We start from the raw sequence: 24343 nt of genomic DNA, 5'->3' as shown, positions 1-24343 counted from the left end.
CAAAACTGTTGGCGGCTTTGACGCGCCCTGCACGTCCTGTGGGTAGACCCACGCGCCGCTCCCTGGCCACTTCCTTCGATACGACGCGATGCCTTCAATGACGCCTGTTCCGTGCCGAGCTGTCCGACTCCCGCTGCGCCTGCGTCCGCGGGTACTCGCGCTGGCCGTGGCGTCCCTGCCATTGCCGCTGCTCGCGCAGGATGCCACGCCGGCGGCCAGGGTGAACATCAACGAGTACATCGTGCGCGGCAACACCGTACTTGATCCGCGTCTGATCGAGCGCGCCGTTGAGCCCTATCTCGGCCCGGGCAGGACGTTGGCCGACGTCGAGCAGGCGCGCGATGCAGTCAGCGCGCTGTACCAGCAGGCGGGATACCAGTCGGTGTACGTGGAACTGCCCGAGCAGCAGGTCAGTGCCGGCGTGGTGCTGCTGAAGGTGCAGCAGACGCCGATCGGCGAACTGCGCGTGGTCGGTGCGGCGCCTGCTGCGTCGGCGCGGATCCGCGCACGGGTACCGGCGCTGGCCGAGGGCCAGGTGCCGGATTTCGACCGGGCGCAGAAGGAACTGACCGCGCTCAACGAAGGCGGTCGCCGCCAGGTGATGCCGCTGGTCCGTGAGGGAAAGACGCCCGGCACGATGGACGTGGACCTGCAGGTGGAAGAAAAGTCGCCCTGGCGAGCGAGCGCCGCACTCAACAATGACCGCAGTGCCGACACCGAGAAACTGCGCCTGAGTGCCTCGCTGGCGCATGACAACCTGTGGGGACGCGGGCACAGCGCCAGTCTCGGCGTGTTCCTCGCTCCGCAAGATACCGATCAGGCCAAGGTGTTCTCGGCGTCGTACACGCTGCCGTTTGAAGGCAGCCCCTGGAGCCTGGAGGCATCGGGCTATACCTCCGACAGCCGCGTGCTCAATGCCGGCGGCCAGGGGGGCGCGGGAACCGGCACCAACGTGATCGGCAATGGTCATTCGATCGGCCTCAAGCTCAATTACCGCCTGCCCGGCAGCACTGCATGGTGGCGGCAGCTCAGCCTCGGCGTCGACTTCAAGGACACCGAGGAGGACACCTGGATGGGCAGCGACAACCTGAAGACTCCCCTGAAGTACGCACCGCTCACGCTGGCATTCGTGGGTGTGCGCCAGGGCGAACAGGACCAGCTGAGCATCAGCACGCAGCTGGTGGCCGGAACCCGCCGCCTGTTCGGCTATGGCAGCAATGGGTACGACTTCAGCCAGAAGCGGGCGTGGGCGGATCCCAGCTTCGTCGCACTCAAGGCCGATGTGTCGAATACGCATACCTTCGGCAGCGATTGGCAATGGTATGCACGCGGGGCCCTGCAGGTGACCGATGCGCCACTGGTCTCGGCCGAGCAGTTCGCCGCCGGTGGCATGTACACCGTGCGCGGCTACCTGTCGGCCGAGGCGATCGGTGACTACGGCGGTGTGGCGAACCTGGAATGGCGCACCCCGGCATGGCCGCTGTGGAGCGGCAGCCAGCTTCGCGTGTACAGCTTTGCCGACGCGGCCTACCTGCGCCTGCGGCGGCCGCTGCCCGAACAGCGCGACCAGTACAACCTGGCCTCGGTCGGGCTCGGCGCGCAGCTGCGCCTGGGAGATCACCTGCAGTTGCGCCTGGACTATGCGTGGCCCTATGCCGATGGGCCGGTGACCCGCAAGGACGACCCGCGGCTGCATTTCAACATCAGCACCAGTTACTGACCCTTCCCTTGAACATGCGTTCTCCGGAGACCCCTCGCATGGACCGTTTGCTTTCCCGGATGTTGCTGCTGCTGGCCGCGCTGATCGCGCTGCCCGCCGCTGCGGCCGATGCCAGCTGGTGGCAGGCCGAATGGAAATACCGCAAGCCGATCACGATCGACGCAGGCCCGCAGGGTGCCGGTCTGGCAGGCGATCCCGGTCGAACCCCGCTGCTGCTGCGCCTGCATACGGGCAACTTCGGTTTCGACGGCACCCAGGATGCCGGCAGCGATCTGCGTTTCGTGTCGGCGGACGGGCGCACCGTGCTGGCGCACCAGATCGAACAGTTCGACCCGGCGCTGGGGCTGGCCCTGGTGTGGGTGGATGTGCCGGCCGTCAGCGCCGCCGCACCGCAGACGATCTGGATGTACTACGGCAACGACAAGGCGCCGGCCAGTGGGAATGGACAGCAGGTATTCGATCCGGACTACACGCTGGTCTACCACTTCGCCGACGCCAATGCCCCGGCACGTGACACCACGGCCTACGGCAACAACGCGGGCGCAGTGGTGCCGGCCGCCGAAGGTTCGGTGATCGGTCGCGGCGTGCAGTTCGCCGGCACTGCGCTGCCGCTGCCAGCCAGTGCGTCGCTGGCGCAGGAGGCCGGCGCGCCATTGACCGTGTCCGCGTGGATCAAGCCGGGTGCACAGAATGCGGCGCAGGCCATCTATGCCCGTCGCGATGGCAGCGCGGAACTGCTGCTGGGCATCGACAACCGGGTGCCGTTCGTGCAGCTCAATGGCCAGCGCAGCACGCCTGCGCAGCCGATTCCGGAGGGACAGTGGGCGCATCTGGCGCTGACGGCGGAGAAGGGGTCGCTGCAGCTGTATCTCAATGGCCACGTGGTGGCGCAGCTCAGCGGCGAACTTCCGGCCATGTCCACCGCAGCGGTGGTGGGTGCTGACGCGCCGGGTGCCGAGCAGCCGCTGGCCAGCTTCGACGGTGCGCTGGATGAACTGCGGATTTCTCGCGTTGCGCGTCCGGCGGCACTGCTGCTGGCCGATGCCACCGCGCAGGGCGCTGACTCACGCCTGATCAGCTATGGCGCCGATGAGCATTCCACGGGCCAGAGCCACTTCGGCTTCATCCTGAAGGCGATGCCGTTCGACGCCTGGGTGGTGGTGGCCATCCTCGGCCTGATGATGCTGATGTCGTGGGCGATCATGATCGCCAAGAGCCGTCACTTCGGCCGCACCGGCAAGGCCAATGCGGTGTTCACTGATGCTTTCGGCAAGCTGGCCGGCGTGCCGCTGCGCACGCTCTCGGACATGGACCGGCAGGGCCAGGCACCGGCGGCCATGCGCGACGGTTCGCTGTGGCGCATCTATCAGGTGGCCATCGATGAGATGCAGCAACGCCACCAGCGCGACGGCAACGGCGGCTATCTGAGCGCGGCGACCATCGCGGCGATCCGCGCATCGATGGATGCGGTGATGGTGCGCGAGCAGGAGGCGATGTCGCGTCGCATGAACTGGCTGTCCACCACCATCGAAGGCGCGCCCTATGTGGGCCTGTTCGGTACGGTGATCGGCATCATGCTGGTGTTCGTGGTCGCGGCGATGGCCGGTGCGGTGGACATCAACTCGGTCGCGCCGGGCATGGCGGCGGCTTTGCTGTGTACGGCCGCCGGCCTCGGCGTCGCGATCCCGGCACTGTTCGGCTACAACTGGCTGGGCGCACGCGCTGAGGCCATCGGTGCCGACATGGCCGTGTTCATCGACGAATTCGCCGCCCGCCTGGCTGAAGAGCAGGACGGGCGCGGCCCGGCCACGGTGCAGGGCTGAGGAGCGCGTCATGGCCCAGAAGGCGAAGTTCGGCATCAAGAAGCGCGAGAAGGGCATCAACGTGACGCCCTTCGTCGATGTGCTGCTGGTGGTGCTGGTGATCTTCATCCTCACCAGCAACGCCTCCATTCCCGGCATCGAGGTCAACCTGCCGAAGGCCAGCAACAGTGTGGCGCTGGAGAAGCCCAAGACCAAGGCGATCACCATCGATCCCAGCGGCCAGGTGTTCCTTGACGCCTACCCGGTGACGATGGCCGAGCTGGAGGACCGCCTGAGGACAGAGCGCGCGACCTCGCCGGACTTCCCGGTAATCGTGCGTGGCGACGCCCAGGTGCAGTACGCGCGCGTGGTCGAGGTGCTGGATCTGCTGCGGCGGCTGGAACTGGCCCAGGTTGGCCTGGTCACCGGCAAGGCACAGGGCTGAGGCATGACCGGCCCTCATTCCCCACGGCCGGAGCCCGGCCTGCGTGACCGCCCGCTGCTGGTGACCGTCGCGCTGGTGCTGGCGGTGCTGCTGGTAGTGGGCGCCGTGCTGTGGTGGCTGCTGTTCAAGGACACGGCCAGCACCCGCCGCCCCGTGGTGCAGCCGCCGATGCTGGCGTTGCCACCCCCGCCGCCACCCCCACCGCCGCCGCCTGAGAAGCCCCCCGAACCGGAGACCCCGCCGGAGGAGACCCTGCCCGAGCCGGAGCCGCTGGATCAGCCGACCCCGGCCGAGAAGCCGACGCCGACGCCGGACAACGCCGACCCGGTGACCATGAACGCCGACGCGCAGGCGGGCGGTGACAACTTCGGCATCCAGGCGGGCAGTGGCGGCGGCGCGTCCGGTACCGGTCGCGGTGGTGCCGGCAATGCCACCTATGGCCGCTATCTGGGTTACCTGATGCAGCAGGCGATTGCGCGCGATGCGCGGGTCAAGCGCCTGGCCTTCCAGTTGCAGGTGAACGTGTGGCTGGCGCCGGATGGGCGCCTGGAGAAAGTCGAGCTGGTGCGCGGCAGCGGCAATGAAGAGGCCGACGCCGCCGTGCTCGACGCGCTGCGCCAGATCGGCCGGGTGGACCAGCCGCCGCCACCTTCACTGGACTTCCCCGCGCGCGTGCTTGTGCAGGGCCGCAGGCCGGGGGCGTGAACCGTGATTTCCCCGATTTCCCTTCTTCCGATGAGAACCGTGATGAACAACCACGACCGCGCTCGAACCGACTCCCGCCCGTCGCGGCCGGCCCGACGGGCGCTGCTGTGCTGCGCTGTGCTGCTCAGCCTGGCGGCGCCGGCCGGTGCAATGGCTGCTGAGACCACCATGATCAAGCTGATCAAAGGCCTGATGGCCAGTGGCGCGCTCAAGCCCGAGGACGGCCAGGCGCTGCTGGTGCAGGCCGAAGCCGAGGCAGCAGCAGCCCAGCGCGGTGCTGCCGGTGCTGCATCGGCCAGCAGTGGAGGCATCGCGCTTGAGGCGGGCGATGTGCGTGTGCCCTATGTGCCGCAGAGTGTCCGTGATGGCATCCGCGACGAAGTGCGCCAGGACGTAATGGCGCAGGCGAAGGCGGAGGGCTGGGCGGCGCCGAATGAGGTCGCCGAATGGACACAGCGCATCAAGGTGACCGGGGACGTGCGTGTGCGCAGCGAGTCGCGCTTCTATGGCGATGACAACAGCGGCATCGTCAGCAACTGGGCCGCGGTCAATGCGGGCAGTGGATTCGACACCAACACCAATACCAACCTGCAGCTGCCGCCCTTGCTCAACACCCGACAGGACCGCCGTAACCTGTGGCGCATCCGCGCCCGCCTGGGGGTCGAGGCCATGATCGGCGATCACACCACCGCTGGCATCCGCCTGGCCAGCGGCAGCAGCAATGGCCCGGTGTCCACCACCGAGCAGCTGGGGGGCGGCCTGAGCAAGAAGGACGTGTGGCTCGACCAGGCATGGCTGGCCTACAGTCCGGCTGACTGGGTGACCGTGCGTGGTGGCCGTTTCGGCAATCCGTTCTGGAGCAGCGACACCCTGTTCTCCAACGATCTGAACTTCGATGGACTGGCCGCCAACCTGAAGTACGGGTTCGGCGACGGCGATCTGGACCTGTTCGGCACCCTTGCCGTGGCGCCGCTGGAGTACACCTCGGACAGCCTGCAGAGCCGCAGCGGAGAGAAGTCGCCGAACGAGAACAAATGGCTGTCCGGCGCGCAGGCTGGCGTGAACTGGCGCTTCAACGACGACAACGCACTGCGGGCCGCACTGGGCTACTACGACTTCAAGAACATCAGCGGTCGGCTGTCCTCGCCCTGTGCCCTGTACTCCGGCGCCGTCGGCTGCGACACCGACTGGTCGCGCCCGGCGTTCATGCAGAAGGGCAACACCCTGATGCTGATCCGCGACATTGCGCTCAATCCGATGGATCCGGCCGGCACGCCGACGCCGCAGTATGTCGGCCTGGCGTCCGCCTTCCGCCTGGCCACGCTGAACCTGCGTTGGGATACCCGGCTGGCGCAGGACATCGGACTGCGCCTGGAGGGCGACTTCATCCGCAACCTGGCGTACGACACGCAGGCGATGTTCCGCCGCGCCAACAACGGCATCGTCAACAATTTCGGTGCGGGTGAAGCTCCCGGCATCGATACGTTCCGCAGCGGCGACACCGCGTGGATGCTGCAGGCAACGTTCGGCGCCACCGACCTGAAGGAGAAGGGGCAGTGGCAGGCACTGCTGGGCTACAAGCGGATCGAGGCCGATGCGCTGCCGGATGCCTACAACGATCCGAACTTCCATCTGGGTGGCACCAACGCGCGCGGCTATTACGTGGGTGGTGCCTATGCGTTGGACACGCGCAGCTGGATCAGCGGCAAGTGGATGGCTGCCAAGGCGGTGTCGGGCCCGCCGCTGGCGATCGATGTGTTCCAGCTGGAGTTCAACACCGGCTTCTGAGCCGCCAGCGATGACGGGCCGGCACGAAACGTGGCGGGGGTGCAGCGATGCGCCCGTCTAGGGAAAGGAGACCACGCGTGGCAACAAGGAGGAGTGTGATGAGCCGTCGCAAGCTGTTCGAAAATCCCGGGACGTCCAGCCAGATGCTGGGCATCGGTCCGGCCTATGTCTCGGTGGAGGGCCTGCGCCAGCACCTGGCCGAGTTCCTGCTGTACGCCGGCCGCCCGGTGGTGATCATGCGCGGGCGCAGCGAGGTGGGCTATTTCCTGCCGTCCCGCTGCTGGCGCCAGCGTGACGACGATCCGCTGGCGGCCGCCGCGGCCAACCAGATGCTGGATGCCGCGGGTTTCCAGGCCGAGGACATCCAGCAGGTGGAGCGGGAGTTCAACGCGATGCGCCGGCGCACCGTGCTGCATCCCCGCCGCTAGCACTTTCCGGGAGCGGCGTTCTGGCCGCGTTCGCTGGTGATGCGCGCCCCTTCGCGCATCACCAGGGTGACCGGGGTCTTCTCGACCACCTCCAGCAGGCGCTGCCACTGGGCATCGTCCAGCGCGGCGCTGGCATGCAGTATGCGGTGCACATGGAAACGACCATCAGGATCGCGCTCCGAGCGCAGTTCGGCATGGAACTCACCCAGCTCCCAGCCCTTGCGCTGGGCGTACATGCGCAGGGTGATGGCGGTGCAGGCGGCCAGTGAGGCCAGGTACAGGTCGAACGGGGCGAATCCCTTGCCCTGGCCACCCAGCGAGGCCGGCTCGTCGGCGTTGACATCGAAGGTGCCGTTGCTGATGTGGTGCAGATAGTTGTCAGCCGTCGAGACAATGCGTGCGTAGGCCATGGGCTTCTCCTGTGCGGGGGATGTGGGGCCGGATCAGGCGCGGTGCCGCGCGACCATCACCGGTGATGATCGGGTGGCAGGGCTATCGTGACAATGGGACTGACGATCCCGGGAGTGGCGGGTGCCGTGGTGCGGGCTGGGCGTGATGGGGTGCCGCGCCCTACAATCACGTCCCGGACCGTCGCCATCACGCCCATCATTCCCCGGTCCGGCCTGGCACCTATGTCTCCCAATGCCCTGGCGCTGGTCGAGCTGTTGATCCGCGAGCGCCGTGCGTTGTCACGCTTCATCGCGCGCTACCTGGACCCGGCCAGCACCGAGGACACCCTGCAGAACCTGTACCTGAAGGCCAGCAGCGTGCCCGGCGATCCGCCGATCCTTGAACCGCGCGGTTACCTGTACCGCATGGCGTACCATCACGCCCTCAACCGCAGCCAGGCCGACGCACGCGAACGGCGGGCGATGGCCGAGTACGCGTGCGAGGTCGGCGATGCCGTTGGTGGTGAGCAACAGGCGCTGGACCAGGCGCAGCTGCGCGAGATCACCCGGACCATCCTTGCGCTGCCGCCGCAGGTGCGGGAGTGTTTCGTGCTCAACCGCTACCTGGGCCTGAGCGAGCGTGAGATCGCCGCCCGTCTGGGCATTTCCAAGAGCCTGGTCGGCAAGCATGTGCTGCGCGCGGCAATGCTGATCCAGCAGCACCAGCAGGGCGCACGCCGATGACCCGCAATTACCGTGGGCAGAGGCCGCCCGCCCTTGTCACAACAGTCACGCGCACCGGTTCGTGGTGCGACAGGCTACGACCATGACCACGTCCGAACCCTCGCCGCGACAGGCCAGGCATGCGTTGCGCTGGGTGATCCGGTGCAGTGCAGGCCCGTTGCCGGACCGGCAGCAGCGGGCCCTGCAGCGATGGCTGCAGGCCGATCCGCGCCATGCCTTGGCCTGGCGCCGCCAGCAGGCATTCTGGGACGGCCTGGACGCGGCTGGGCCGGAGGTGCTGGCCGCACTGCCGGCACTGACCTCCGATCGCCAGGGCCTGCGCCCGATCGCCCCGCGCAGGCGCCTGTCCTGGTGGTGGGCCAGCGTGGCCGCGGTGGTGCTGGCGGTCCCAGCCCTCCCCGGGGTCGCATTGTGGGCGCGCAGCGATCTGCGTAGCGGCGATGCACCCCGTGTGGTGCAACTGGAGGATGGCAGCACGGTCGTGCTGGATGCCCGCACCGCGCTGGCCGTCGCATTCGACGGGGATCAGCGGCAACTGCGGCTGCTGCGCGGCCAGGCGTGGTTCCGGGTCGCGCATGAAGCGCGGCCGTTCCGGGTCGAGGCCGGCGGTGGCCTGGTGCGCGACATCGGTACCGCGTTCAGCGTTTCGTTGCAGGACGCGGTGGTGACCGCCCAGGTCAGCGAAGGGGTAGTGGACGTACATCCCGGTGATGGCAGCCTGCAACGGCTGCATGCAGGGCAGGCACGCGCGTTCCGTGACGGACGCTGGCTGCAGCCGGTGAGCAGCCTCGCCAGCGACGCGGTGGCACCCTGGCGGCGCGGTGAGGTTGCCATCGACGATCTGAGCGCGGCGCAGGCCATCGAACGGTTGGCGCGCTATCGGGCCGCACCGGTCTGGGTGCTGGGGACAAAAGCGGAGCAGATCCGGGTCAGTGGCCTGTTCCATCTGCGCCAGCCGGACCCGGCCATCTCCGCAGTGGCGGCCCAGGCGGGCCTGCGCGTGCAGCGGCTGCCGGGTGGCGCGCTGGTGGTCTGGTGATGCCGGCAGGGTTTAGATCGCGATGAAAAAATCCTGAAAAAAGCGTGGGCAGCCTGCAGCGTGCGCTGTCTATAGAGGTACAGCCAGAGCGAAACACCGTTTTTCCTCAAGCCAGACACACCACCGGCAGCGGCTGTGCCCGTGGTTTCCCCACGCTTGAGGAGTTCCGTCCATGCCGTCCACGGCGTCTGCCTGTCACCGTCGCGCCACCACACTGGCCCTGGCCATCTGCACCGCACTGCTGCCGCTGGCCCGGGTGCCGGCCGCGCAGGCGCAACCCAGCACAGCGGCGGCGCTGCGCCAGTACGCCATCCCGGAGCAGTCGCTGGCAGACGCGGTACGCGCGTTCGGGCGCCAGGCCGATGCGCAGGTGGTGTTCCGCAGCGACCTGGTCGAAGGGCGTCGTTCCAGCGCAGTGCAGGGCCAGTACAGCCAGATGCAGGCGCTGCAGCGGCTGCTGCAGGGCAGTGGGGTGCGTGCCCAGCGAGGCCTGGATGGCACCTGGAGCCTGCGCGCCGCGGCGGACGCAGCGCAGGCATCGGCCGAGGGGGAAGGGGTGCGGGTGACCGATACGCTGGACGTCGCCGGTCGCCTGCAGCCGGAAGGCGGCGAAGCGCGCGATCGCCGTGGCTATGACGACGTGTTCGCGCTGGACCTGACCACGGTGTATTCGGGGCGGGACCGGGTGGAGCGCTTCCGCGGCGCCAACCCGGCCGACGTGGTCAAGGATCTGGTCGGCGTTTTCAGCGGCGATGCGCGCAACAGCGGCGCGCTGGACATCAACATCCGCGGCATCCAGGGGCCGGGGCGGGTGCCGGTGAGCATTGACGGCGGTGAACAAGCCCTCACGGTATGGCGGGGCTACAACGGCGTCAGCAACCGCAACTACATCGATCCCAACCTGATCGGTGGCATCCAGGTCATCAAGGGGCCCGGCCTGGTGCGTGACGTGCACAGCGGCATCGGCGGCGCGCTGGTCATCAGGACCATCGACATCGATGACGTCGTGCCGGCGGGCGAACGCTTCGGCGGGGAGCTGAAGATAGAAGGCAGCAGCAACGCGGTGGCGCCACGCCTGCCACGCCTCCACAGCGGCGAGGACTACCGGACGGTGCCGGGTTTCCCGCAGGGGTCGCCGAACTCGCCCTATGACGACCGTACCCTGGTGGTGCCGGTGCAGTCGCGCAGCGGCAACAATCCATTCGATGGCGAGGACCAGGCGTGGCGACTGGCGCTGGGCCTGCGCGGCGAGACGGTGGACGTGATGGCGGCCTATGCCTGGCGCCGGCGTGGCAACTATTTCTCCGGCAGCCAGGGCAGCGACTACTACGACCAGGACCCACGCGAGCAGTACGAGTACCAGGGCATCGACTACATCACCACGCTGGCCCGCTACTTCAAGCCGGGTGATGAAGTGCCCAATACGTCGAGTGAACAGGAGTCGTGGCTGCTCAAGGCGACGTGGCAGATCAATGACGACCAGCAGCTGAAGGCGAGCTGGCGGCACACGCTCTCGCACTACGGCGAGATCATGCCTTCGCGCATCCTGTCGGCGCCGGACTACGGCCGCATCCAGTGGCCGCTGAGCCGCGTCGACTCGGATGCCTGGAACCTGGAGTATCGCTGGCAGCCGGCCGGCAGCCGCTGGCTGGATCTGTATGCCAATCTGTGGCGCACCGAGACCGACAGCGATACCTATACCGCGGGCGGCTTCCCCAACTTCGCGCCGGGCAATCCGCAATGGGACCCTGAAGCCAGCCCGATCCTGCGCAACACCGCTCTGGCCAACGCGCGCAACGATCGCACCGGCCTGACGGTCAGCAACCGCTTCGCGTTGCACTCCAGCCTCGACCTGACCGTAGGGGGCAACTGGCAGTACGAGAGCCTGGGTTCGCGCGATCCGTACTTCGGCACCACTGATGGCTGGCGCATGTTTCCGCGTGCCGGCCGCCGCCAGGAGGGTGAGGGCTACCTCAACCTGGAATGGCGTCCGCTCGATGTCCTCACCCTCAACGCCGGCGTCCGCTACAGCCGCTACTGGGCCTTCGACGACTTCCTCGACGCGCACCCGGAGCTTCTGACCAAGGGGGTGGGCAGCAAGCAGGCTACCTATCGGGTCAACGAGCTGCCCGAGCGACCGGCCAGCCTGCAGGCAGAGATCGATGCGCTGGAAGCAGAACGCGAGTTCTGGGAGAGCATCGGCATGGGCTCGGTGATCGATGATTCGATCCGGGGACTGCTGGCCTATTACGAAACACCGCAGGCAGTGGAGCACAACATCGCGTGGCTGCCCGACGCCAACGGCAACTATGCCCGTGCCACCAACCCGTGCCTCAACGGCGAGGTGGCTGCGATCCCGGGCGTGCTGCCGTTGTTCGCCGGCAGCGACCTGGTCTGCAGCATCGGCAACACCGTGCAGGCGCGGCCGGTGGATGGCAGCAACCGGCGCCAGCGCGATCACGCGTGGCTGCCCACTTTCTCGGCGACGGCGCATCTGTCGCCTGCCGCGCGCATCTACCTGCGCTACAGCGAAGCAGTGCGTTTCCCGAGCATGTTCGAAAGCACCATCGCCTTCTCCAGCAGCCTCAACCCGCTGTATGACCTCAAGCCGGAGCATGCCTACAACTACGAGCTGGGTTACGTGCACGACCTGTCGGCGCTGTTCGGAAACACCGCCGACGCCGACGTCAAGCTGGCCTATTACGTGCACAAGACCCGCAACGTGATCGAGCGCGATGCCTACTTCCTGTTCGACAACATCGACAAGCAGACCATCCGCGGCATCGAACTGCAGGCGCGCTTCGACAACCGCCGCTTCTTCACCGATCTGGGCATCGCCCGCACGCTGGAGAACGAGGTCTGCGACGAGAGCAGTGCCGTGCTGCTGGATGCCAACCGTGGCCTGGTCCCGAACTGCGTGCAGGACGGGTTCGTCAGCGGCTACCTGCTCACCCAGGCGATTCCGAAGCTGTCGGTCAACGCGTCACTGGGCACCCGCCTGTTCGACGAACGACTGGAGCTGGGCAGCCGCATCATCCACTACCGGCGCCACGAAAACCCGGACCTGCAGGCCTACCGCGACCGGTTGCTGGCCGGTGGCAGCAGCCTGCTCTGGCAGAACGTGCCGTTCACCTGGGGAAACATCACCACGGTGGATGCGTATGCGCGCTGGCGCTTCAACGAGCACGCCAGCGTGGAGCTGGTCGGCAGCAATCTCGGCAACCGCTACTACGTCGACCCGGCCACGCGGTCCACGCTGCCGGCGCCGGGTCGCACCCTCAAGCTGGGCATCACCGCACGCTTCTGAACACCTGCATTCAAGCGTTGTACCCGTAGTTCCCTCAACCCAAGGAGCAACACCATGAAAATGATCTCCCGTTCCGTCCTGGCGGTCGCCGCCTCCTTCGCCCTGGCCGGCGCGGCGCAGGCAGCCGACATCGTCGGTGCGGCCAGCCCGGTGACCGATGCCGAGCTGTATGTCGCCGTCGGTGATTCCCAGGTCAACGGTGGCCCGCACTCGGCCGGCAAGGCCGGTATCGGCGTCGGCACCGTGTCCAACGCCCGTCGCGTCGATTTCCAGGGCCTGGCCAGCTATTCGGTGCCGACCACCATCAATGGCACCACCGTACGCACGCTGGCCATGCCGATCACCGGTGCGCCGGGCAGCCACGCGGGCATGGGCCACTTCAACTTCGTCAAGGTCGGCAGTGGCGATGTCTGGTTCGGTGAATGGTCCAAGGACGGCGCCGCAGGTGGCTTCAACAACCGCCAGGTCTACTTCGTCGGCGACCGTGCCGGCACCACCCTGCCGGCCGGCGTGGCCACCTACAGCGTGGCTGGCCTGAACAAGTTCAACGGCAGCAACCTGCTCAGCGGCACCTTCCGCGCCAACTTCGGCACCGGCACTCTGCTGGGCGGCCTCAGCGGCGGTGGCCTGTCGGTCAACATCAACGCCACCATCAACAGCGCCACCGCCTCGTTCGCAGGCGCGGCCACCGCCAACGGTTCGGTCAGTGGCACCACCCAGGGCCAGTTCTTCGGTGCCAATGCCGCCACCCTGGCCGGTATCGCCACCTTCGCCGGCAACAGCCAGTACGACACCGCCTTCGGCGGCAGCAAGAACTGATCGCCACGCCCCTGACGGGGCAGGGCAGGGACAAGCCGCGATCCGCCAGTCCCTGCTTCGGCCCGCTGCATCGCTTCACACCGGATCGACCATGCGCCTCCCTCTTTTCTGCCTCCTTCTGCTGGCGCTGACCGCCACGGCGCACGCCCAGCAGGACGACCTGCGCCGCGTGCTGGAGCAGGGCAACGACGTGCGCCATCAACGCCAGGACCAGCAGCGGCTGCAACAGGCCGAACCGGATCGGCCGACCGTCACCCTCGATGGCCGGACCCTGCGCGTGGAGCGCACGGTCGACGACCTGGGCCAGGCGCTGTACCTGTCGTTGCAGCACCAGCAATGGCCCGCCGCGCAGGCCTTCCTGCACGAGTACATTGAACTTCCCGGCCATGACCCGCTGCTGCGCCACTACGCGCAGGGCGCGCTGGCGCGGGTTGCGGGCGAGCATCATCGCTTGGCCCTTGAGTACGAGGCCCTGCTGGCCCGGCAGCCGGATTTCCTGCCTGCGCGGCTTGAACTGGCGCGGGTCTACGCCGAGGACCAGCGTGACCGGGAGGCGACGTCGCTGTTCACCGCGATCGCCGCCGACATCGATGACCGCGACCCTGCCACCGCCGGCGTGCGCGGCCGGGTGCAGGGGTATCTGCAGGCGCTACAGGCGCGGCGGCGCTGGAAGGGCGCACTGTCCGCCGGACCTGCATGGAGCGACAACATCAACCGCAGTTCGGCCAGCCGCAGCTGCCTGTTCGGCGTGGGCGAGGACTGCATCATCGAGCGCAGGTTGCCCGATGCCCAGCGCGCACCGGGGGTGGACTACGACGGCAGCCTGGAACGCCGCTGGGCACTGGCCGGCCACCACGGCCTGTATGTGCGCGGGTTGGCCTTCGGCCAGGCATGGAAAGACAACCGCGCCTACAACGAACTCAACGCCACTGTGCAGGTGGGCTACAGCTGGCGCAGTGCGCGGCACACCCTGCTGCTGGCCCCCGGCTACGACTATCAGGCACTGGGCAACCGTACCCTGCAGGGCGCCGCAGGCGCGCATGCGGAATGGCAATACGCACTGGACCCGCGCAGCCTGCTGAAGCTGGAGGCGGACTGGAAGCGCCAGCGCTATCGGCAACCGGGGCTGGCCGACAACTACGATGGCGCGATGGGAGCACTGTACGCCACCTGGTTCCGTGCGCTCACTGCGCGCTGGACCGTCTTCGCCGGCATCGATCTGGCCGACAGCGGGGCGGCCGACGCGGCCAATGCCTATCGCCAGCGCGGCCTGCGCGTCGGCGCGGCGCGGCAGTGGAGCGGCACGACTGCCACGCTGTTCCTTTCGCTGCGCGAGCGCAGCTACGATGCCTGGAGTCCGCTGCTGGAAGCGCGCCGGCACGACGACGAGCAGAACCTCATCGCGCTGGTACGCAGCGAACGGCTGGCGGTGGCAGGCCTGGTGCCCAGCCTGAGCCTGCGCTACACCCGCATCGACAGCAATGTGGACTGGCTGTACAGCCATGACCGCAGCCTGCTGAGCCTGAAATGGGAGCGTGCGTTCTGACCGCGGGCCGGGCACACAGCGTGTTTGGCCGAGGTGAATGCGATCTCGCTGTTGTCTTCATCCGTCATCACGCGTTCTTGTAGGGCAACTCGCGCATCCTGCGGGCATTGCGGCCGGATGGGCCGCGCGTGTCAGGGAGTACAGCGTGCTGGAGTCGGGCGATGAACGGGAGGGGCTGCAGGGGCTGCGGGTGCTGGTGGCCGAAGATGAATTCGCCATTGCGATGTTCCTGGCCGACTATCTGCAGCTGAAGGGCGCGCACGTCGTGGGCCCGGCCGGTGACCTGCGCGAGTTGGCGCGTCTGGTCGATGATCACCCGATCGACGTCGCCCTGCTGGACATCAACCTGGGTGGTGAGCAGGTGTACCCGCTGGCCGACCGCCTGTCCGAGGCGGGGACGCCGTTCCTGCTGACCTCCGGTTACGACGACAACCTGCCGAGCCGCTTCGCCAGCGCGCCGCGCTGCCCCAAGCCCTACCATATCGACGCGTTGGCCCGGCAGCTGGCCGGACTGGTCGCCGCACCGCGGGCTGCTGCGGGCAAGGTCTGACTGCGCGGCATGGGCCGGCGATTGGATACCGCTGCTCCCTCGTCCGTGCGCGGCACAGCACCTCCGGCGCATCGTCTGGGTGGACTGCATGACGGCATGGATGCGCGCATCGCGCGCCATGACTGGTCAGGGACGCCGCTTGGCCCGACTGGGCGGTGGCCGGCGCATCTGCGCGCCACCGTGGACATGATGCTGGCTCATGGGTTTCCGATGATCATCCTGTGGGGCCAGGAGCTCATCCAGCTCTACAACGACGGCTATGCCGAGATCCTTGCCGACAAGCATCCCGCTGGCCTGGGGCAGCCCACCCGCGACTGCTGGCCCGAGGTCTGGCACATCAACGGGCCGATCTACGACCGGGTCTGGCAGGGTGAGACCGTCACGTTCGAGGACAAGTTGTACCCGCTGGCCCGGCAGGGCCGGCTGGAGGACGTCTGGTTCACCATCACCTACAGTCCGCTCCGCGGCGAGGAAGGGCAGGTGGGCGGTGTGCTGGTCACCATGTTCGAGACCACGGCAGCGCACGTGGCACAGGCCGCGCGTGAGCGCGAGGAGCGGCGGCGGCAGGAGAGCGACCGGCGCTTGGCGCTGGCGTTCAAGGTACTGCCGGTCGGCTTGTGCATTGTCGATGCGCAGGGGCGGATGCAGCTGTCGAACGACCAGATGCGCGCCTATCTTCCCAGCAGCCAGGTGCCCTCGGCCGATCCGGTCAACCAGCACCGATGGCAGGGCTGGCATGCCGATGGCAGCCCGATCGCCCCCGAGGATTTCGCCATCGCACGGGCCCTGCGCGGAGAAACCGTGGTGCCCGGACTGGAGTTCCAGTTCACCCATGATGATGGGTGTGTCCGCTGGACGCGGGTCGCGGCGGCGCCGCTGCGAGATGTCGACGGCGAGGTGACGGGCGTGTTCGCCATCGCGGTGGACATCGATGATCTCAAGCGTGCCACCGAGCGGCAGGCGGTATTGCTGGCCGAGCTGCAGCACCGCGTGCGCAACATCATGGCCACGATCCACGCCATCGCCTGGCGCACACGCGAGTCGGTCGACAGCGTGGACGAATACGCTGACCGCCTGTGCGCACGCCTCATGTCGCTTTCTCGCACGCAGACCCTGCTCACCCGCAGCGCCAATGCCGGGGTGAGCCTGCGTGGCATGCTGGATCAGGAGATCGCGGTGCAGGGACACGCGCCCGACGGATTCCTTCTGCAGGGCGAGGAGGACGTGCTGCTGCCGCCCAAGGCGGCCGAGGTGCTGTCGCTGGCGGTCCATGAACTGGCCAGCAACGCGCTCACGCACGGCGCATCGGTGCACAGCGATACGCGGATCGAGGTGTCCTGGTCGATGCAGGACATCGACGGTGAAGCCTGGCTGGACCTGCACTGGTGCGAGCGGCGCGCGGTGAACGACGACTGGGTCGTCCCTTCGCATCGCGGGCTGGGTCGGGCGCTGGTCGAACAGCGCATTCCCTACGAGCTTGGCGGTAGCGGCGAACTTGCGTTCTCACCCCAGGGCGTGGATGCGTGGATACGCTTGCCGCTGCGCGAGCGCGACAGCCTGCTGCAGACCGATGCCACCTCCAGCCTGTCGCCGCCGCGCGGGTAGCGCCTTCGTTCCTTCAATGGCTGGCCGGGTCAGTGCGTGGCGGCTGCGCCGATCAGGGTGCAGGCGAGCGCCATCGCGACCGGTACCGCCAGATGACGCGTCGCCAGCGCGGTGCCCGTGGTCATCAGCGAAGCCAGGGCAATGCCGAGCGCGAGCACCGGCTGGCCCTGCAGGAACTGGTGGATGCAGCCGGCGCATCCAGCGACGGCCAGGCCAACGGCGAAGCAGACATGGAGCAGGGAGGCAGCATGCATGGGGGGGTCCTCGCGGTGATGCCGTGGGTAGCGGCCGGCGCCGGGGCAAGTTGAGCCGCGATCTTCCATTCCAACGAATGGATCACATTGTGTGCGCGCCACGGTTACGGCGGGCGACCTAGGGTGGAGCTGCAGAAACATTCGAAACCCGTACGAGGAGGCAGCGATGGCACGAACGATTCCCGAGGGGACGCTGGTGGTGGTGGCCGATGGTGGTTCGGCCCGGGTGTTCACCAATGTCGGCAGCGCGCAGCAGCTCACGCTGAAGCAGGAGGGCGAACTGCGGCTGCAGGACATCAGCGAGACGGGCGTCTCCGGGCAGGGCCCGGCCGGTGCCGTTCCCAAGGACATGTCCATCGCCCAGCTCAACGAAGCCACCTTCGCCAAGCAGGTGGCCGAACAGCTCAACGAGGATGCGCTCAACAACCGCTATGCCCACCTGCTGCTGGTGGCCGACCCCACCACGCTCGGACGGATCCGTCCGCTGCTGCACAAGGAGACGCAGGCACGGTTGCTGGGCGACATCGCCAAGGACCTGACCAACGCGCCGCTGGCAGACATCCAGCGCAGCCTGGCGGGGTAACCTCGGTGCCCTTCATGCGCACGCACCTGTCCAGCGAGCCGTCACGCGCCGAAGTGGAGGCGCGCGACGGCTGGCAGCTGCTGGAATTCGGTGCGCCCTGGTGCGGCCATTGCCAGGCGGCACAGCCGGCGCTGCAGGAGGTCGTGGAAGCACATGATCTGGCGCACTGGAAGATCGAGGATGGGAAAGGGCGGGCGCTCGGGCGCTCGTTCCAGGTGAAGCTGTGGCCCACGGTGATCCTGCTGCACGACGGCCGGGAAGTGGCACGCGTGGTGCGCCCGCGCGTGCGTGCCGATCTCGCCGCGCTGGAGGGCGCGCTGCCCGACTGAGGGCACGCTGCACCGGGGACTGCGGCCGCACTGCAGCATGCGATGCACGGGCACTGGTGCTAGCATCGGTACACCATCTGAATCGATCCAAATGCCGATGCCCACGCTGGACCGTCGTCTCCTGATCGCCTTCGCCGCCACCGCCATGCTCGCCTCCGGCGCGGCCTGGGCAGCGCCTTCGAAGTCCGCCGCCGACAAGGCGTATGCCTCGGTGGACCCCTTCATCGGTACCGGTGGTGAAGGGCATACCTACCCCGGCGCGACGATACCCTTCGGCATGGTCCAGCTCAGCCCGGACACGCGCATCCAGCCGCGTGAGAAGGCCTACGGCTGGGCCGCCGGATACCGTTATGACGACAGCAGCATCGTCGGCTTTTCGCACACCCACTTCTCCGGCACCGGGCATTCTGATCTCGGCGACATCCTGGTGATGCCGTTCACCGGAAACCCGGGATTGGAACGCGGCGACCCCGAACGGCCCCGCAGTGGCTATGCGTCGCGCTTCCGCCATGACGACGAAAAGGCCGAACCGGGCTACTACGCGGTGACCCTGGACGATTACAAGGTGCGCGCCGAACTGACCACCAGCGCCCGGGTCGGTGTGCATCGCTACGCCTTCCCCAAGGGCGTCGATGCCAAGGTACTGCTGGACATGCGGACCAGCATGTACGACTACCCGGGCAAGGTGCTGTGGTCGCGGGTGCGGGTGCGTACGGACGGCACCATCACCGGTTTCCGCGAGACCCGCGGCTGGGCGCCGGGGCGCCAGCTGTATTTCGCCATGCGCTTCTCGCAACCGTTGGCAGGCCATGCGCTGCACAACACCGAGCAGGACATCGTGTACAAGGGCTTCCCGCCGCCGGGTGAGAAAGATCCGGCACAGCGCGCACAGATCGAAGGCCGCCAGCTGGTCGGCACGTTCGATTTCGGCAGGCTGGATGCTCCGCTGGTGGTGAAGGTGGCGATCTCGCCCGTGAGCGAGGCCGGTGCGATCGCCAACCTGGATGCCGAGGTCGCCGACTTCGACTTCGACCGCGTGCGCGCGCAGGCCCGGCAGGAATGGACGCAGGCACTATCGGTGCTGGACATCGATGCGCCGGAGCATGCGCGGCGTAGCGCCTACACCGCCCTGTACCACACGATGCTGGGGCCGACGCTGTTCATGGATGTGGATGGCCAGTATCGCGGCCCCGACAACGCCGTGCATGTCGCCAAGGGGTATGCCCACTATTCCACGTTCTCGTTGTGGGACACCTACCGGGCGCTGCATCCGCTGCTGACTCTGGTGCAGCCGGAAAAACGCAACAGCGACTTCATCAACTCGATGCTGGCTCACCACGAACACAGCCCGTACGGCATGCTCCCGGTGTGGTCGTTCCACGGCCTGGAAGACTGGTGCATGATCGGTTACCACGCGGTGCCGGTCATCGCCGACGCCTATGTGAAGGGCATCCGCGGCTTCGACGCCGCAAAGGCGCTCGACGCGATGGTGGAGACCGCCAATTACGGTCCCTACGACGGCATCGCGCAGTACCGTGAGCTGGGGTATGTGCCCATCGATGAAGAGGGCGAAGCGGCCAGCAAGACCCTGGAATACGCGTTCGACGACTGGACCATCGCGCGCATGGCGCAGGCGATGGGCAGGAGCGAGATCGCGGCGACATTCGACAAGCGTGCGGCGAACTGGCGCAATGCCTTCGACAAGGACACCGGCTTCATGCGTGCGCGCAAGCGCGACGGCAGTTTCCGCACCCCGTTCGATCCCAGCGCCAGCGGCTACGGCACCGACTACACCGAGGGCAATGCCTGGCAGTACTCGTGGTACGTCCCGCAGGACGTGGCGGGCCTGGCCGCCGCGCATGGCGGCAGCGACCGGCTGCTGGCGAGGCTGGACGAGGTGTTCAACGCCACGGTCGATCCGGCGGTCTTCGAGCACATGGAAGACATCACCGGCCTGATCGGCTGGTATGCGCATGGCAACGAGCCCAGCCATCACGTTGCGTACCTCTACGCCTACGCTGGTCAGCCCTGGCGCACGCAGGCGCGCCTGAAGCAGATCATGGACACCCAGTACGCCGACCGTCCCGATGGCCTGGCCGGCAACGATGACGTGGGCCAGATGTCGGCGTGGTACGTGTTCACCGCGCTGGGCTTCTATCCGGTGGCGCCGGGCTCGGGGGAGTACATCCTGGGCCGCCCGTTCCTGCCAAGGACCGCCATGCGCCTGCCCAACGGCAGGACCTTCACCATCGTGGCCGAGGGGCTGGATGACAGGCACACCTATGTGGGCAGTGTGTCCCTGAACGGCAAACCGCTGCAGCGCACCTTCCTGCGCCACGACGAGATCATGGCCGGGGGCGAGCTGCGCTTCACCATGCAGGCCGAGCCGAACAGGGACTGGCCCGGGCAGGGCGCGCAGGCGCCGTACTCGATGTCAACGCCGTAACGGTAGCGCCGGGCCATGCCCGGCGGCTTTGCTGTCACACCATCCCGCCATTGGCTCGCAGCACCTGGCCATTGATCCAGCCGCCGTCGGTTCCAGCCAGGAAAGCCACCGCGCCGGCGATGTCGTCCGGCGTGCCCAGCCGCTCCAGCGGATTCATCTGCGCCAGGCGCTCGATCAGTTCCGGCGACTTGCCCTCCAGGAACAGGTCGGTCGCGGTCGGGCCGGGTGCCACGGCATTGACCGTGATGCCACGGCCACGCAGCTCCTTGCTGAGTATCGCCGTCAGGGTTTCCACGGCCGCCTTGCTTGCGGCGTAGACACCGTAGTTCTCCAGCTTGAGGCCGACCACGCTGGTGGACAGCGCGACGATGCGGCCGCCGTCGCGGACGCGTCGCGCGCTCTCGCGCAGCACGTTGAAGGCGCCCTTGAGATTGATGGCGGTGACCCGATCGAACAACGCGTCGTCGGTGGCTGACAGCGGCGCAAGCTGCAGCACTCCGGCGCTGTTGACCACCACATCGATGCCCTCGAATCGAGCCTCGACGGCATCGAACAAGCGGCTCACCGCCTGCGGATCGGCCACGTCGGCCTGCAGCGCAATGGCTTGGCCGCCGGCGGAGACCAGCTCGGCGGCCAGGGCATCAGCCTCTTCGCGGCGGCCGGCATAGTTGATCGCAACCGCATGGCCGTCGGCCGCCAGCCGACGCGAGATCGCGGCGCCGATGCCGCGGGAGCCGCCAGTGACCAGGGCGACGGTACGGGGAGAGGAGCTGGACATGAAGGCTTCCTTCGAAGACGCGCCCGCGTGGCGCCCCATCATCTTGCTGGTTCCTGCCGCCCGGATAATCATGGAGAATCCGACAACATCATCCGGATGTTCGAACAATGGATCGATTCACCGCCCTGCGCGCTTTTGTCCGTATCGTCGAACGTCGCAGCTTCACCCGCGCTGCAGAGGACCTGGGGCTGCCGAGGGCCACGGTGACCGACGCGATCAAGGCGCTGGAGCGGCGGCTGGGGGTGAGGCTGTTGCACAGGACCACGCGACGGGTGGTGCCGACCCTCGAGGGCGAAGCCTTCTATGGCCGCTGCCTGCGCCTGATCGCCGACATGGACGATGCCGAAGCCGCATTCCGTGATGTCCCGCCGCGCGGCACGCTGCGCATCGAAGTGCACGGAACGCTTGGTCGGCACCTGTTGTTTCCGCACCTGCCCGAGTTCCTGCAGCGCTATCCCGACATCGAGCTGGACGTGAGCGAGGGGGATCGCTACGTGGATCTGCTGCGCGAAGGCGTGGATGCCGCGCTTCGGGTCGGCACCCTGGCCGACAGCGATCTGGTCGCGCGGCGACTGGCACTGCTGCGCGAAGTCACCGTTGCCTCACCGTCCTACGTGGGTTCGCATGGGCTGCCGGACAGCATCGACGCGCTGCTGTCCGGTCATCGGATGGTCGGTTTCCGTTCCGGTGCCAGCGGACAGTTGATTCCTCTGGAGTTCCAGCAGGCCGGGCAGGTGCGCCATGTGCCTCTGCCGGCAACCGTGCGGGTATCCGGCGCAGATGCCTTCCTGGGGGCGGCACTGGCGGGGCTCGGCATCATCCAGGCGCCGCGCTACCGGCTGGATCCCTATATCGAACGTGGTCAGTTGCTGGAGTTGCTGGCGGAATCGCCGCCCACACCCAGCCCGTTGAGCCTGGTTCACCCGCGCAACCGCACGCCGTCGCCGCGGTTGCGGGTATTCATCGACTGGATTGCCGGCGTGTTTGCGCCGGACCGCTAGCGCCCGGCAGGGCCAGCTCGAACACGGTGCCCGATGCGTCGGAGACCACGCTCACCGATCCACCATGGGCCTGCACGATGGCGCGGGTGATCGCCAATCCCAGCCCGGCGCCCTCGTGCCGGCCGCGCTCGCCGCGGAAGAACCGGTCGAACAAGCGGGGCAGTGCCTGCATGGGAATCGGCGGACCGAGGTTGTGGACAGCAATCCGGCTCGTGGGCCCGGTGCCGTCCAGCCGCACCACGATCTCCGTACCCGGCGTGGCGTGCTGCAGGGCGTTGGAAAGCAGGTTGGCGACCGCCCGGTGCAGCATCAGGCGGTTGCCGTTGGCCTCTGCGCTGCCTTCCCGCCGCAGCGTGAGCTGGCGCTCCTCGGCCAGCAGATCGTAGAACTCCAGCAGCGCATCGACCATCGCATCCAGCGCCACCCCCTCGCGCGAGGGCAGGGCGCCGGGTGCTTCGGCCTGGGCCAGATAGAGCAGATCGCCCACGGTCTGTGCCAGCCGTTGCAGCTCTTCCGCGCAGGAGAGCAGCGTCTCGCGATAGGACTCGTTGCTGCGGGGGTGCGCGAGCACCACCTGCACCTGGGTCAGCATGTTGGTGATCGGCGTACGTAGTTCGTGGGCGAGGTCTCCGGAGAACCCGCTGAGGCGCTCGAAGTCCTGTTGCAGCCGCGCCAGCATCCCGTTCAGGCTCTGCGCCAGCTGTTCCAGTTCGACGGGCACGTGCTCGGCCGTGAGCCGGCGCTGCAGTCGTCCGGCGGTGATATGGCGGGCCTCGTCGGCCAGCGTGCGCAGTGGGCGCAGCGTCTGCCGCACGACGTAGCCCCCCAGCAGGCTGCTGGCCACCGCAGCAGCGACCAGAGCGACGGCCAGCAGGTGGCGGAAGCGCTGCAGGAAGTCGGCATGGCGCGCATCGTCGATCGCCAGCAGGGTGGCCAGGCTACTGCCATCGGCCAGCGTCTGCCGCAGATTGAGGGCGTGCAGGCGGCTTCCGTCGGCCAGCGTCCAGTCATGGCGGCGCGGTTCAGTGTCGGCGGGTTGGGTCCGCGCATGCGCGCGCAAGGCCTCCGGCGCGGTGGAGAAGAGCACGCCGCCCTGCTCATCGACGATGTGGAAGGCGATATCGGGATGGTGGCGCAGCGCATCGCCCAGGCGCTGGGCGCGCTCATCGGACGTGCCGCTGCCGGCGAGGTCGGCGATCAACGCGGCCTTGTTCTCCAGTTCGGCGAAATCCTGTGCGACCAGATCATGGCGCGCGCTCAGATAGATCGCCACGCCCAGTGCAGCAAGCACCAGCGTACCGACCGTGGCGAACAGCACGGTGAGGCGGACGGCAATGGAGCGTCGCAGGCTCATTGCGGTTGCGCTGCTTCGACCTCGGGTGCCTCCAGCACGTAGCCCATCCCGCGCACAGTGACCACCAGCTTTTCGGCGAAGCCATCGTCGATCTTGGCGCGCAGGCGGCGTATCGCCACATCGATGACATTGGTGTCGCTGTCGAAATTCATGTCCCACACCTGTGAGGCGATCAACGAGCGTGGCAGGACCTCGCCGCGCCGTCGTGCCAGCAGCTCCAGCAGCGCGTATTCCTTCGGGCTCAGTGTGATGCGCTGGCCACCGCGCTCCACGCGCCGGCGAAGCGTATCCACCACCAGATCGGCGACGACGATGCGGTCAGGCTGAGACTGGCCCTGGCCGCGTCGCAGCAGGGTACGCACGCGTGCCAGCAGCTCGGCGAAGGCGAAAGGTTTGGCCAGGTAATCATCGGCACCCAGTTCCAGCCCCTGCACGCGGTCGGCAATGCTGCTGCGCGCCGACAGGAACAGCACCGGCACCTGCCACCCCGCATCGCGCAGGCGCGACAGGACGTTCCAGCCATCGAGACCGGGCAGCATCACATCGAGGATGACCAGCTGGTACTCGCCGCCTGCCGCCAGATGCAGGCCGTCCACGCCGTCGCAGGCGAGATCGACCACGTAGCCCGCTTCGATCAGGCCCTGTCGCAGGTAATTGCCGGTCTTGGGCTCGTCTTCGACGATCAGCAGCTTCATCGTGGGCATGCCGGCC

The 24343-nt window shown here is 67.7% G+C and carries 22 protein-coding genes; 17 read left to right on the top strand and 5 right to left on the bottom strand.

Translation table 11 applies throughout. From position 1 onward, the window contains the following. The first annotated feature begins 97 nt into the window (after positions 1-97). The 6 genes from AC06FB_RS01320 to AC06FB_RS01295 all read left to right on the top strand — a co-directional run bounded on the left by AC06FB_RS01320 (position 98) and on the right by AC06FB_RS01295 (position 6888). Positions 98-1720 (top strand): ShlB/FhaC/HecB family hemolysin secretion/activation protein, encoded by a 1623-nt coding sequence (locus AC06FB_RS01320; protein WP_263174436.1) that lies wholly within the window; start codon positions 98-100, stop codon positions 1718-1720. Between the two features lie 38 nt (positions 1721-1758). Then, a complete protein-coding gene (locus tag AC06FB_RS01315; RefSeq protein WP_478053286.1) occupies positions 1759-3543 on the top strand; it encodes a DUF2341 domain-containing protein in 1785 nt (594 codons plus the stop codon). A 10-nt stretch (positions 3544-3553) separates the two neighbouring features. Continuing rightward, positions 3554-3967: an ExbD/TolR family protein gene (locus AC06FB_RS01310; protein ID WP_053516303.1), complete on the top strand. Its 414-nt coding sequence runs from the start codon at positions 3554-3556 to the stop codon at positions 3965-3967. A gap of 39 nt (positions 3968-4006) precedes the next feature. Then, positions 4007-4672, top strand: a complete 666-nt coding sequence (tolA, locus tag AC06FB_RS01305; RefSeq protein WP_478053319.1) for a cell envelope integrity protein TolA — start codon at positions 4007-4009, stop codon at positions 4670-4672. Positions 4673-4714: 42 nt separating this feature from the next. Then, positions 4715-6460 (top strand): putative porin, encoded by a 1746-nt coding sequence (locus tag AC06FB_RS01300; RefSeq protein ID WP_478053285.1) that lies wholly within the window; start codon positions 4715-4717, stop codon positions 6458-6460. 98 nt (positions 6461-6558) lie between these two features. Continuing rightward, positions 6559-6888 carry a hypothetical protein gene (locus AC06FB_RS01295; RefSeq protein WP_065182343.1) on the top strand — a complete coding sequence of 110 codons (330 nt, stop codon included), beginning with the start codon at positions 6559-6561 and terminating at the stop codon, positions 6886-6888. On the opposite strand, the gene AC06FB_RS01290 is transcribed toward AC06FB_RS01295, so the two are convergent. After that, a complete protein-coding gene (locus AC06FB_RS01290; RefSeq protein WP_065182342.1) occupies positions 6885-7298 on the bottom strand; it encodes an OsmC family protein in 414 nt (137 codons plus the stop codon). The genes AC06FB_RS01295 and AC06FB_RS01290 overlap by 4 nt on opposite strands. Positions 7299-7520: 222 nt before the next feature. Between AC06FB_RS01290 and AC06FB_RS01285 the strand changes: the two genes are divergently transcribed. The 7 genes from AC06FB_RS01285 (at position 7521) to AC06FB_RS01255 (ending at position 16887) form a co-directional block, all read left to right on the top strand. Beyond that, positions 7521-8021: an RNA polymerase sigma factor gene (locus tag AC06FB_RS01285; protein WP_053516292.1), complete on the top strand. Its 501-nt coding sequence runs from the start codon at positions 7521-7523 to the stop codon at positions 8019-8021. A gap of 82 nt (positions 8022-8103) precedes the next feature. Beyond that, positions 8104-9060 (top strand): FecR family protein, encoded by a 957-nt coding sequence (locus tag AC06FB_RS01280; RefSeq protein ID WP_478053284.1) that lies wholly within the window; start codon positions 8104-8106, stop codon positions 9058-9060. Between the two features lie 172 nt (positions 9061-9232). Continuing rightward, a complete protein-coding gene (locus tag AC06FB_RS01275) occupies positions 9233-12367 on the top strand; it encodes a TonB-dependent receptor (protein ID WP_478053283.1) in 3135 nt (1044 codons plus the stop codon). A gap of 54 nt (positions 12368-12421) precedes the next feature. Continuing rightward, on the top strand, positions 12422-13186 hold the full coding sequence (locus tag AC06FB_RS01270) for a Slam-dependent surface lipoprotein (protein WP_065176177.1): 765 nt from the start codon (positions 12422-12424) through the stop codon (positions 13184-13186). Positions 13187-13277: 91 nt separating this feature from the next. Then, positions 13278-14732 carry a surface lipoprotein assembly modifier gene (locus tag AC06FB_RS01265; protein ID WP_478053282.1) on the top strand — a complete coding sequence of 485 codons (1455 nt, stop codon included), beginning with the start codon at positions 13278-13280 and terminating at the stop codon, positions 14730-14732. A gap of 145 nt (positions 14733-14877) precedes the next feature. Further along, positions 14878-15282 carry a response regulator gene (locus AC06FB_RS01260; RefSeq protein WP_065176179.1) on the top strand — a complete coding sequence of 135 codons (405 nt, stop codon included), beginning with the start codon at positions 14878-14880 and terminating at the stop codon, positions 15280-15282. Positions 15283-15291: 9 nt separating this feature from the next. Beyond that, positions 15292-16887 (top strand): sensor histidine kinase, encoded by a 1596-nt coding sequence (locus tag AC06FB_RS01255; RefSeq protein ID WP_478053281.1) that lies wholly within the window; start codon positions 15292-15294, stop codon positions 16885-16887. A gap of 29 nt (positions 16888-16916) precedes the next feature. Here the strand turns inward: AC06FB_RS01255 and AC06FB_RS01250 are convergent, their stop codons facing one another. Beyond that, positions 16917-17141 carry a hypothetical protein gene (locus tag AC06FB_RS01250; RefSeq protein ID WP_053516280.1) on the bottom strand — a complete coding sequence of 75 codons (225 nt, stop codon included), beginning with the start codon at positions 17139-17141 and terminating at the stop codon, positions 16917-16919. 166 nt (positions 17142-17307) lie between these two features. Here AC06FB_RS01250 and AC06FB_RS01245 point away from each other — a divergent pair, with 166 nt between their 5' ends. From AC06FB_RS01245 to AC06FB_RS01235, 3 genes are all read left to right on the top strand, one after another. Continuing rightward, positions 17308-17724, top strand: coding sequence for a baeRF12 domain-containing protein (locus AC06FB_RS01245; protein WP_053516277.1), 417 nt, complete (start codon positions 17308-17310; stop codon positions 17722-17724). A gap of 5 nt (positions 17725-17729) precedes the next feature. After that, entirely contained in the window at positions 17730-18053 is a 324-nt protein-coding gene (locus AC06FB_RS01240; protein ID WP_053516275.1) for a thioredoxin family protein, read from the top strand. A 91-nt stretch (positions 18054-18144) separates the two neighbouring features. Further along, complete coding sequence (locus tag AC06FB_RS01235) at positions 18145-20499, top strand: GH92 family glycosyl hydrolase (protein WP_065182336.1); 2355 nt, start codon at positions 18145-18147, stop codon at positions 20497-20499. A 34-nt stretch (positions 20500-20533) separates the two neighbouring features. On the opposite strand, the gene AC06FB_RS01230 is transcribed toward AC06FB_RS01235, so the two are convergent. Beyond that, complete coding sequence (locus tag AC06FB_RS01230; RefSeq protein ID WP_065182361.1) at positions 20534-21277, bottom strand: SDR family oxidoreductase; 744 nt, start codon at positions 21275-21277, stop codon at positions 20534-20536. A gap of 107 nt (positions 21278-21384) precedes the next feature. On the opposite strand from AC06FB_RS01230, the gene AC06FB_RS01225 reads away from it, so the two are divergent. Next, a complete protein-coding gene (locus AC06FB_RS01225) occupies positions 21385-22278 on the top strand; it encodes a LysR family transcriptional regulator (protein ID WP_065176182.1) in 894 nt (297 codons plus the stop codon). Here AC06FB_RS01225 and AC06FB_RS01220 read toward each other — a convergent pair. Next, on the bottom strand, positions 22238-23632 hold the full coding sequence (locus AC06FB_RS01220; protein ID WP_197600038.1) for a heavy metal sensor histidine kinase: 1395 nt from the start codon (positions 23630-23632) through the stop codon (positions 22238-22240). The two genes, AC06FB_RS01225 and AC06FB_RS01220, sit on opposite strands and share 41 nt — an antisense overlap. Next, positions 23629-24327 (bottom strand): heavy metal response regulator transcription factor, encoded by a 699-nt coding sequence (locus AC06FB_RS01215; RefSeq protein ID WP_263174407.1) that lies wholly within the window; start codon positions 24325-24327, stop codon positions 23629-23631. The genes AC06FB_RS01220 and AC06FB_RS01215 overlap by 4 nt, the downstream gene beginning before the upstream one ends. Between the last annotated feature and the right edge of the window lie 16 nt (positions 24328-24343).

This window comes from Stenotrophomonas sp. Steno-C15 (genome assembly GCF_056393265.1).
The sequence above is the reverse complement of the archived record's forward strand: the minus strand, read 5'-3'. Positions and strand labels throughout refer to the sequence as shown.

Coding starts and splice junctions, on each gene's coding strand:
- AC06FB_RS01320 (WP_263174436.1), top strand. CDS start 98: ATGACGCCTGTTCCGTGCCGAGCTGTCCGACTCCCGCTGCGCCTGCGT.
- AC06FB_RS01315 (WP_478053286.1), top strand. CDS start 1,759: ATGGACCGTTTGCTTTCCCGGATGTTGCTGCTGCTGGCCGCGCTGATC.
- AC06FB_RS01310 (WP_053516303.1), top strand. CDS start 3,554: ATGGCCCAGAAGGCGAAGTTCGGCATCAAGAAGCGCGAGAAGGGCATC.
- AC06FB_RS01300 (WP_478053285.1), top strand. CDS start 4,715: ATGAACAACCACGACCGCGCTCGAACCGACTCCCGCCCGTCGCGGCCG.
- AC06FB_RS01295 (WP_065182343.1), top strand. CDS start 6,559: ATGAGCCGTCGCAAGCTGTTCGAAAATCCCGGGACGTCCAGCCAGATG.
- AC06FB_RS01290 (WP_065182342.1), bottom strand. CDS start 7,298: ATGGCCTACGCACGCATTGTCTCGACGGCTGACAACTATCTGCACCAC.
- AC06FB_RS01285 (WP_053516292.1), top strand. CDS start 7,521: ATGTCTCCCAATGCCCTGGCGCTGGTCGAGCTGTTGATCCGCGAGCGC.
- AC06FB_RS01280 (WP_478053284.1), top strand. CDS start 8,104: ATGACCACGTCCGAACCCTCGCCGCGACAGGCCAGGCATGCGTTGCGC.
- AC06FB_RS01275 (WP_478053283.1), top strand. CDS start 9,233: ATGCCGTCCACGGCGTCTGCCTGTCACCGTCGCGCCACCACACTGGCC.
- AC06FB_RS01270 (WP_065176177.1), top strand. CDS start 12,422: ATGAAAATGATCTCCCGTTCCGTCCTGGCGGTCGCCGCCTCCTTCGCC.
- AC06FB_RS01265 (WP_478053282.1), top strand. CDS start 13,278: ATGCGCCTCCCTCTTTTCTGCCTCCTTCTGCTGGCGCTGACCGCCACG.
- AC06FB_RS01255 (WP_478053281.1), top strand. CDS start 15,292: ATGGGCCGGCGATTGGATACCGCTGCTCCCTCGTCCGTGCGCGGCACA.
- AC06FB_RS01250 (WP_053516280.1), bottom strand. CDS start 17,141: ATGCATGCTGCCTCCCTGCTCCATGTCTGCTTCGCCGTTGGCCTGGCC.
- AC06FB_RS01245 (WP_053516277.1), top strand. CDS start 17,308: ATGGCACGAACGATTCCCGAGGGGACGCTGGTGGTGGTGGCCGATGGT.
- AC06FB_RS01235 (WP_065182336.1), top strand. CDS start 18,145: ATGCCGATGCCCACGCTGGACCGTCGTCTCCTGATCGCCTTCGCCGCC.
- AC06FB_RS01230 (WP_065182361.1), bottom strand. CDS start 21,277: ATGTCCAGCTCCTCTCCCCGTACCGTCGCCCTGGTCACTGGCGGCTCC.
- AC06FB_RS01225 (WP_065176182.1), top strand. CDS start 21,385: ATGGATCGATTCACCGCCCTGCGCGCTTTTGTCCGTATCGTCGAACGT.
- AC06FB_RS01220 (WP_197600038.1), bottom strand. CDS start 23,632: ATGAGCCTGCGACGCTCCATTGCCGTCCGCCTCACCGTGCTGTTCGCC.
- AC06FB_RS01215 (WP_263174407.1), bottom strand. CDS start 24,327: ATGAAGCTGCTGATCGTCGAAGACGAGCCCAAGACCGGCAATTACCTG.